The sequence below is a fragment of the Ruegeria sp. F11 genome (assembly GCF_056533855.1).
The window spans coordinates 1-8,784 of record NZ_JBQFOW010000032.1; the positions used below are offsets into that span (position 1 = coordinate 1).

General features: G+C 60.4%; 12 protein-coding genes. 8 read left to right on the top strand and 4 right to left on the bottom strand.

All coding sequences use genetic code 11. The features are described from left to right. The first annotated feature begins 6 nt into the window (after positions 1–6). On the top strand, positions 7–561 hold the full coding sequence (locus tag ACR0NJ_RS21085) for a PQQ-dependent catabolism-associated CXXCW motif protein (RefSeq protein ID WP_480819065.1): 555 nt from the start codon (positions 7–9) through the stop codon (positions 559–561). Between the two features lies 1 nt (position 562). On the opposite strand, the gene ACR0NJ_RS21090 is transcribed toward ACR0NJ_RS21085, so the two are convergent. The 3 genes from ACR0NJ_RS21090 to ACR0NJ_RS21100 are packed head-to-tail and all read right to left on the bottom strand — an operon-like array spanning position 563 to position 2,848. Then, positions 563–1,381, bottom strand: coding sequence for a quinoprotein dehydrogenase-associated SoxYZ-like carrier (locus ACR0NJ_RS21090; protein WP_480819055.1), 819 nt, complete (start codon positions 1,379–1,381; stop codon positions 563–565). Then, positions 1,378–2,343, bottom strand: a complete 966-nt coding sequence (locus ACR0NJ_RS21095) for a YncE family protein (protein WP_480819056.1) — start codon at positions 2,341–2,343, stop codon at positions 1,378–1,380. Before ACR0NJ_RS21095 ends, ACR0NJ_RS21090 begins: the two co-directional genes overlap by 4 nt. Then, on the bottom strand, positions 2,309–2,848 hold the full coding sequence (locus ACR0NJ_RS21100) for an SRPBCC family protein (protein ID WP_480819057.1): 540 nt from the start codon (positions 2,846–2,848) through the stop codon (positions 2,309–2,311). The genes ACR0NJ_RS21095 and ACR0NJ_RS21100 overlap by 35 nt, the downstream gene beginning before the upstream one ends. Positions 2,849–3,155: 307 nt before the next feature. On the opposite strand from ACR0NJ_RS21100, the gene ACR0NJ_RS21105 reads away from it, so the two are divergent. Genes ACR0NJ_RS21105 through ACR0NJ_RS21135 form a run of 7 tightly spaced genes read left to right on the top strand, consistent with a single transcriptional unit; the run spans position 3,156 to position 8,368 of the window. After that, a complete protein-coding gene (locus tag ACR0NJ_RS21105) occupies positions 3,156–4,337 on the top strand; it encodes an ABC transporter substrate-binding protein (protein ID WP_480819058.1) in 1,182 nt (393 codons plus the stop codon). 12 nt (positions 4,338–4,349) lie between these two features. Continuing rightward, positions 4,350–5,321 (top strand): YVTN family beta-propeller repeat protein, encoded by a 972-nt coding sequence (locus ACR0NJ_RS21110; RefSeq protein ID WP_480819059.1) that lies wholly within the window; start codon positions 4,350–4,352, stop codon positions 5,319–5,321. A gap of 19 nt (positions 5,322–5,340) precedes the next feature. Next, on the top strand, positions 5,341–5,778 hold the full coding sequence (locus tag ACR0NJ_RS21115; protein ID WP_480819060.1) for a cupredoxin domain-containing protein: 438 nt from the start codon (positions 5,341–5,343) through the stop codon (positions 5,776–5,778). Between the two features lie 14 nt (positions 5,779–5,792). Next, positions 5,793–6,041 carry a PepSY domain-containing protein gene (locus tag ACR0NJ_RS21120; RefSeq protein ID WP_480649555.1) on the top strand — a complete coding sequence of 83 codons (249 nt, stop codon included), beginning with the start codon at positions 5,793–5,795 and terminating at the stop codon, positions 6,039–6,041. 12 nt (positions 6,042–6,053) lie between these two features. Next, a complete protein-coding gene (locus ACR0NJ_RS21125; RefSeq protein WP_480819061.1) occupies positions 6,054–7,019 on the top strand; it encodes an ABC transporter substrate-binding protein in 966 nt (321 codons plus the stop codon). 6 nt (positions 7,020–7,025) lie between these two features. After that, positions 7,026–7,775, top strand: a complete 750-nt coding sequence (locus ACR0NJ_RS21130) for an ABC transporter permease (RefSeq protein WP_480819062.1) — start codon at positions 7,026–7,028, stop codon at positions 7,773–7,775. Next, positions 7,772–8,368: an ABC transporter ATP-binding protein gene (locus ACR0NJ_RS21135; RefSeq protein WP_480819063.1), complete on the top strand. Its 597-nt coding sequence runs from the start codon at positions 7,772–7,774 to the stop codon at positions 8,366–8,368. Before ACR0NJ_RS21130 ends, ACR0NJ_RS21135 begins: the two co-directional genes overlap by 4 nt. A gap of 4 nt (positions 8,369–8,372) precedes the next feature. Here ACR0NJ_RS21135 and ACR0NJ_RS21140 read toward each other — a convergent pair. Beyond that, positions 8,373–8,784, bottom strand: a 412-nt coding sequence (locus ACR0NJ_RS21140; protein WP_480819064.1) for an SPASM domain-containing protein, incomplete at its 5' end; no start/stop codon positions are given.

Here is an 8,784-nt window from a genome sequence, read left to right on the forward strand (position 1 = left end):
GTCGCAATGATCAGCGCCCTTGTGACGTTTTCGATCTGCACAGGCGCTGCGGCGGCCCAAACCGTTCCAGAGCCGTCCGACTATCGCATGGATCATTACCGGGCACCGGTGCCGGACCGGATTACCGGCGGCATCACCATAGGCCCGGAAGAGGCGCACGCGCTGTGGCAGGACAAGAGCGCCGCTTTCATTGACGTGCTCCCCCAGGCACCCAAGCCCGCCAATCTGCCCAAGGGCACGATCTGGCGCGACAAGCCGCGCAACAGCATTCCCGGCGCGGTCTGGCTGCCCAATGTGGGCTACGGTGCCATTGCCGATGTCACCGCCGATTACTTTCGCAGCGGGCTCGAAACCGCCACCTCGAATGACGCCGAACAGGCCGTTGTTTTCTTCTGCCTCGAAGATTGCTGGATGAGCTGGAATGCCGCCCGGCGTGCTATCGAGTGGGGCTATTCCAACGTCTATTGGTTTCCCGAAGGCACCGATGGCTGGGCGCTCTGGGACTATCCGACGGAACGTGTCAAACCGGCCCCCGGTCAGCCCGTGACCGGCGACGGGTAAGCTAGAAGCCCGCCAGTTTCTTATGCAGATGGCTAACCGTGCCGTCAGTATCCGTCATGGTCACATCAACCGCCTGCGCGCGGCTGGGGACTGAAATGCCGACTCTTGGATTCTCGGACAGGGAAATCGAGCCGGTCATTTGAATGTAACCTGCACCGTCAAGGTCGATATCCACGGTTTCCACGTAACGCATCGGGATGAACAGCAGCGAAATCTGATCCATCTGCATCCCGGAATGCGACGGGTGGTCGATGTTCAGATCCATCTTGTTCGCACGACCCGTACCCAGTTGGGACAACCGGGTCAGCGTGTTTAGCGCCGGAACGCGACCGACCAGTTCGGCCTCCATCGTTCCCAGGTTTTCAAGGGCCAGTTTCGGGTCGGTTCCCGGTGGCGCGGCACATGCGCCGAGGCCGGAGGTTTTGACATAGGTCTCTGAAACCCACAGGCGTCCGTCCGTCGTTTCCGCGATCACATGCATGGGCGTGGGCCCGTTCACGCGCATGGTCACATCGAAATAGAAGCTGGGCAGCGGTTCCTCCAGTTCGAACACGGCGGAAACCGGCATCGGGTTTTCATCCAGCACCAACGTCACTTTTGCGACTTCGGTTCCCTGTGGCGCAACCACCTGCGCGGCCAGTTCCGCCCGCGCATCGTCAGGGGTCCGATAGGGGGCATCAATCGCGATCAAGGCGTCCCCGTTTTGCATGGGGCGATCGCCATAAAGCAGCGCACGCACGTTTTCCCAGGCTTCGCCAGCCGCCATGGCCGGAGCCGCTGACACCCAGATCAAAGCTGCCACCAGATGAGAAGTCTTCATTGCATTCCTCCTCCCAGAAACGTGCCGAAGGCGCGCGGGCCGTCACAGGTTTCCAAAGTTTCTACCACAGTCAGAGCCTTCGGGTCCACGATGCTGACCGTGTTGTCGAACCAGTTTGCGACAACCAGCAGGTCCTGTTCTGCGGTTGCGTCGATGCCTTCGGGGTATTCCCCAACCTCGATCAGGGCCTCAGGTTCGAGGGTTTCTAGCGAAATCACACTGAGCGTATTGGCATATTGGTTTGTCACAAATGCCCAGCCTTGGGCAAAAGCAATGCCGTAAGGGCGTTCGCCGACCGGAACGGTTGCCGTGACGGCTGCAGCATCGAGGTTGATAACGCTGACATCATTGCTTCCGACATTGCCGACAAACAGCCGCCCGTCCGGCGCGAAGCGCAGTCCAAAGGGGCGTATGCCAACCGGAATCTGGAGCAAGGGTTGCAGGGTTTCGGCGTCAAATACCGAGACCTGATTGGCGTCCTTGTCCGCCGACGCCACAAATCGCCCGTCATCCGATACCGCAATGCCTGCCGGTGCCAGCCCGGTCGGCAGGTCGGCCTGAACCGACAGGGTTTCGCTGTCCAGAACCCAGATTCGGGCATTGTACCAATCGCTCACAAACACCCGCCTGCGCTGCGGGTCCAGTGCGATCCCGATCGGACCGCCGTCCAGCGTGGCCTGGGCAATCGTTTCCCCCGTCTCTGCCGAAATGCGCCGCACGTGTTTGCTGTCGGGGGAGACTGTGAACACAACGCCATCTTGCCCCACCGCCACGCCAGCGGGTTTGCCGGGCAGGGGCCAGCGGGCGGTTTCGCGCATGTCCGCAAGCTCGATCCGGCTGAGTTCTTCGCCATTCTGACAGGTGACAAAGGCCGTTTCAGCCGAACCGGGATCAGCAAACAGCGACATCAGCAGGATCAGGCCGCAATCAGCTCGCGGCACCGAAACGCTCGACCAGTGCATCCAAACCTGCCTGATACACACCGGTCACAGCCGCAATCGCGGCTTCGTCGTTCAGTTCGGGAGGCGGATCATTGTTCGGATAGCCGCGATAGAACGCACCGCGCCATTCGACAATCGACCCGCCCCCATCGCGTGGCTTGACCGTCAGGTGAGACGAGTAGTTAGTGACAGGCAGAACCTCGACCGCGACCTCGGTGATCCGGTAGGAATAGCTCATCTTCTCGTCGCTGAACTTATACAGGACCTCGGCAATGGTCGGCCCGCCCTCTTGCCCAAGGGTCAGCAGGCGGGTGGCGTCGATTGCATTGCCGCCATTTCCTTCGGTCGAGAAAACCGCAGGGTGCCAGGACATGTCGTCGAAATTGCCGATGGCGGCCCAGACCTCGTCCGGTGGGGCGGCGACTTCGGTGGTCAGGGTGACTTTTTGCCGGGTCGGGCCGTGGGCCCAGACAACGGCCGGAACCACAGCGGCGGCGGTTGCCGCAAGAAAGGTTCGTCGCTTCATTCGGTATCCTCCCTAGCTGCGCCGATGGCTGGCCCAGGCGGGTTGCACTGCCAGCGCGGATCGGCACGCGACCAGACCCGCTCTGTCCTTCCCGAACACCTGCCACATTGACGGGCACGGCGGGAAACAGAAGCAAGTTCAATCGCATACGTGCATTCTTATAAAATAAGAATCGAGGTTAATGATGAAGCTGATAGGCTTGAGATCACAACACGGCCAAAAGTATTGGTTCCGTTTTACAGCGCATTGCGCTGAAGAATAAGAGCCTGCCAAAACACCTGGCAGGGACCGGGAGGACATCTTGAACATGAACGCGCTGCCGCTTTTTGCGGCACTCTTTTGGTGTGTTTCTGCGATAGACGCAGTGGCGATTGATGTGAAAGCAGCGGTCCTGAGGATTGACTATCCCAGCCTGCTGCCGATCTCTCGCTACGATTTGAAACCCGATGATCTGGGCTTTGCAGGTGCATTGCTTGGAACCGAAGATAACAGCACCACAGGTGGCTTTCTGGGCCACACATACGAAACAACCACGGTGGCCACTCAGCCCGAACAGGCCGATGAAGCGATGGATCAGATTCTGGCCGATGGGGCCAGGCTGATCATCCTTCTGGCCGATGCGCCGGATGTCTTGCGCCTGACGGACAAGGCGGCCGAGGCCGGTGCGCTTGTGTTCAACGCCTCGGCCCCGGATGTCGATCTGCGGGATGCAAACTGTCGTGGCAACCTGCTGCATATCGCGCCGTCGCGGGCGATGAAGGCGGACGCGGTGGCGCAGTTTGCGGTCTGGAAGAAATGGGGCGATTGGTTCCTGCTGGCAGGGTCGAACCCCGACGATACGAAGCTGGCCGATGCCTATCGCCGCGCCGCCACCAAGTTCGGCGCCAAGCTCGTCGAGGATCGTGTTTTTGAAGATACCGGCGGCTCTCGTCGTACGGATTCGGGGCATGTTCTGGTGCAGCGGCAATTGCCTTTGGACACACAGGACGTTCGGGACCACGACGTGGTAATCGCTGCGGATGAAAGCGACTATTTCGGGCGCTATCTGTCCTATCACCTCTGGACCCCGCGCCCGGTGATGGGGTCGGGCGGTCTGCGCCCGGTGACGATCCATGGCGCGCACGAGGCCTGGGGTGCCACGCAGTTTCAGACCCGTTTCGAAGACCTGACCGGTCGCTATGTGCGGCCCGAGGATTACAATGTCTGGCTTGCCCTGCGCGTCATCGGCGAAGCGATTACACGCGCCAATACGGCTGAACCCGACGGGGTACGGGACTATGCCCTGTCGGATGAGTTCGAACTGGCGGCGTTCAAGGGCCAGAAGGTGACCTTTCGCGACTGGAACGGGCAACTGCGCCAACCGATCCTTCTGTATGACGGCTCGATCACCGTCAGCGTCAGCCCGCAAGACGGGTTCCTGCATCAGACATCACCGCTCGACACGATGGGATTGGACCGCCCGGAATCCAACTGTCAGGCATTTGAGTAACCGGAGGACTTGATGAAACGATTATTGCTGACCGCTGCTCTTGCCGCCCTGACCGCAGGCCCCGCGCTGGCCGGTAAGGCCTTTGTGTCGAACGAGCGGGGCAACACCATCACCGTGGTCGATACCGAGACATGGGAGGTGTTGACCGAGTTTCCCGGCGGCAACCGCCCGCGCGGCATCACTGTCAGCCCGGATGGCCAAAAGCTGTATGTCTGCGCCTCGGATGACAACATCATCCGGGTTTTTGACACCACGACCTACGAAGAACTGCCCAGCCTGCCCTCGGGCCCGGACCCGGAACTGTTCATTCTCGAACCCTCGGGCAAACGGCTTTACATCGCCAACGAAGACGACAATCTGGTGACGGTCACAGACACCGAAACCCGCACAATTCTGGCCGAGGTTCCGGTTGGGGTCGAGCCCGAAGGCATGGGGATGAGCCCGGATGCCAAATTTGTGGTCAACACGTCCGAGACCACCAATATGGCCCATTTCATCTCGACCGAGGACTATACGATCAAGCACAACGTGCTGGTCGATCAACGCCCGCGCTATGCGCAATATACGGCAGACGGGACGCGGCTGTTCGTGACCTCGGAAATCGGCGGTACGGTGTCGGTGATGGACATTGCCGAAGACGGCACCCCCACGGTTGTCGGCAAGATCGGGTTCGAAGTACCCGGCGTTCAGCCCGAATGGCTGCAACCTGTGGGGGCGAAAGTCACCTCGGATGGCACGCGTCTGTTCGTTGCCCTTGGACCGGCAAACCGGGTTGCGGTGGTGGATGCGCAAAGCCTTGAGGTGCTGGATTACATCCTTGTGGGGCAGCGTGTCTGGCAGTTGGATTTCACGCCGGATGAAAAATATCTGCTGACCACAAACGGCAATTCCAACGACATCACGATCATCGACGTGGCTGCAGAAAAGGCCATCAAATCGGTTCAGGTTGGTCAGCAGCCCTGGGGCGTGGTGACAATCGACTAAGGTTCTGGGAGGGACGGGAATGAAAAAACTAGCAATCGCAGCGATGGTTGCAATGTTGGGCGGGCCGGTGGCTGCAGCCCCGCTCTGCGACGACCTTGGGTTCGCCGGGCTCTTGGCCAAGTGCAATCGTGGCGACACCATCAAGCTGACGCTGGCCTCGGGCCAACCCCTGGGCGAGGATGTGGTGCTGCAATCCGGTGCCTATTACAAGCTTGAGATCACGGCAGACGGCTCGGCGGAACTGGCAATCGAGGGGCCATCCTTCTTTCGGGCAATCTGGATGAACGAGATTGTCATAAACAAGATCGAAATCCGCCCCATGGCCGTGGACAGTATCGAGTTTGACAAGGCAGGCGTCGCCGAACTGTCCTTCATCGCCATCAAGCCCGGCAGCCATGAAATACGTATCCCCGGTTCCACCGGAGACTCGCAACGCATCACGGTCAGCATTCAATAACGAAAGGACAGAGGATGAAGAAACTTGGCATAGTGGTATTCGCAGGTGTTCTGGCGGCTCCGGCGTTGGCAGATGAGTTGGATGCCGAAACTGTAAGCAAGATCGAAGCCTATCTGGCGTCGATTGAATGTCAGATGGACCCCGATGACATCGAGGTCGAGGATGACGGCTACGATCTGGATGATGTGATCTGCAAGGGCGGCAATCAGTTCGACATCAAGCTGGACAAGGATCTGAACGAGGTCAGCCGCAGGGCTGAGTAACGCGAGGACGGGATGACAAAGCTGTTCGCGACCTGCGCTGCGCTTGTTCTGATGGCGGGGGCGGCCTTGGCCGAAACCCTGCCGACCATTCGCGCCGCTGTCCTGAAAATCGGCACCGTGAATTGGGAGCTTGAGACCATCCGGCAAAATGGTCTGGACAGGAAACACGGTTTTATCCTCGACGTGCAGCCCTTTGCCGACAATGGCGCGACCCGTATCGCCGTAGAAGGGGGGGAGGCTGATCTGGCCGTGGCAGACTGGATCTGGGTGGCCCGGCAACGGGCTGCTGGCAAGGATTATGTGTTCATCCCCTATTCGAAAGCCGTCGGCGGTGTGGTCGTGCCCGCCGACAGCCCTGCGCGCACTCTCAAGGATCTGTCCGGGGGCAAGATCGGAATTGCCGGTGGGCCGCTGGATAAATCCTGGCTGATCCTGCGCGCCTATGCGGCACAGGAATACGGCATGGACCTGAAAGCCGACACCGAACAGGTCTTTGGTGCGCCGCCGCTGATCTTCAAATCCGCACTTGGCGGCGACTATGCCGGCGCGATCAACTTCTGGCATTTTCTGGCCAAGATGAAAGCGTCTGGCATGCGGGAACTGATTTCCGTTGAAGACGCGGGGCAGGCGCTTGGTCTGGATACCGATACGCCTTTGCTGGGGTATTATCTGAAGGAAAGCTTCCTGGCAGATCATCCCGATCTGGCGCAAAACCTGTTTTCAGCCAGCCGCGAGGCCAAGGATTTGCTCGCAACCTCTCCTGACGCGTGGGAGGTGATCAGGCCGCGCATGAACGCCAAATCGGATGCACAATTCGAACAGCTGAAATCCGACTGGATTGCGGGCATCCCGAACCGGGGCCCGGTGGACACCGAAGCGGCCAACAGCATGCTGGCATTGATGGCCGAACTGGGCGGTCCTGAACTGGTGGGTGACGCCACTGCGGTACCGCAGGGTCTATTTGCGAACGTGGACTAGCCGTCAATGCCGGACCCGCGCCTCACGCCGCTGCTGTCTATCGGGTGTCTGATACTGCTTTGGGTGGTCGCCGCGTTTCTGACCGCAGACCCGCAAATCCTGCCCCAACCCTGGGATCTGATCCCCCGGTTCCAACAGGAGCTGGGCACCGGAGAGTTGCAGCGCAGTATCGGGGCGACCCTGCTGCGGGTGATCTGGGCCTTTGCGCTGGCCATGGCATTGGGCGGCCTCATAGGCCTGTCCATGGGCCGGTCGCCCGCCGTCAACCGCTGGTTGGACCCATGGCTGGTGATTTTTCTGAACCTGCCCGCGCTGGTTCTGATCGTGCTGTGTTACCTGTGGATCGGCTTGACCGAGGCCGCCGCGATCACGGCAGTGACGCTGAACAAAATTCCCAATGTCGCGACCATCCTGCGCGAAGGCGGCCGAGCGCTGAACCCGGACCTCGACGCGATGGCGCAGGTCTACCGGGTGCCGCGGTGGACACGTCTGCGGCATGTGATCCTGCCGCAGCTTGCGCCCTTCATCGCCGCCGCCGCCCGGTCCGGCCTGTCGCTGATCTGGAAAATCGTGCTGGTGGTCGAGTTTCTGGGGCGCTCATCCGGCGTCGGCTTTCAGATACACCTCTATTTTCAACTCTTCGATGTCGCGATGGTGCTGGTCTACGCGTTTTCCTTCATCGCGGTGATGTTGCTTGTGGAATGGCTGATCCTCCAACCGTGGGAACGCAGCGCCCGCAGGTGGAGAGCCGCATGATCCGCATCGATATCCGGCAGAAACGGTTCGGGTCAGACCCGGTTTTGGGGGCCATAACGTTCGAGATCAACGCGGGTGAGACGGTCGCCCTTATCGGTCCGTCCGGTATCGGCAAGACAACCTTGTTTCGCCTTGTGGCCGGTATTGATCCGGATTTCGACGGGCGGATTGAATGCCCTGACCAAACGGCAATCGTGTTTCAGGAACCCACTTTGCTGCCATGGCGCAGCGCATTGGACAATCTGACGATTATCCATCCCGATCTGTCCCGAACCGAGGCCGAGGCCGCGCTTGGCTCGGTTGGATTGAGCGACAAAGGTGACCTGTTTCCGGGTCAGTTGTCGCTGGGACAGCAGCGACGCCTGTCGCTGGCGCGGGCCTTTGCCGGTCAGCCAGAGCTGCTGATCATGGACGAACCCTTTGTTTCGCTGGATGCCGAAACAGCCGACGCGATGCTGACGCTGACCGAAGAACTGATGGCGCGGCACCGCCCGGCGACGCTATTCGTCACCCATTCAGGGACCGAGGCGGAGCGGCTTGCAGATCGGGTCCTTAAGTTGAAAGCCACCCCGCAAGGTGCAGTTTTGGCCTAGCGGATCACTCGGTTGTTTCGGCCACCGCACCGGGTGCCACGCGATAGACGAACGGCGCATCAACGCTGGCCGCGTGCTGGTTGGCCTGATCCTGCAGCGCCTGATGATGCGGAGATTTGACACAGACCGGATCGGTTGCGCTGGCATCCCCGACCAGGGCCATGGCCTGACAGCGGCACCCCCCGAAGTCGATGGTTTTGCGATCGCAGCTTTGGCAGGGTTCCGGCATCCAGTCGGTGCCCCGATAGGCGTTGAACGCCGCGCTGTGATACCAGATGTCCGACAGCGGCTTGTCCTGCACCCGGTCGAAAGACAAATGCGGGATGGATTGGGCCGCGTGGCAGGGCAGCACCTGCCCATCAGGCGTCACGTTCAGACCGCTCGTTCCCCAGCCTCCCATGCAGGGTTTCGGGAAA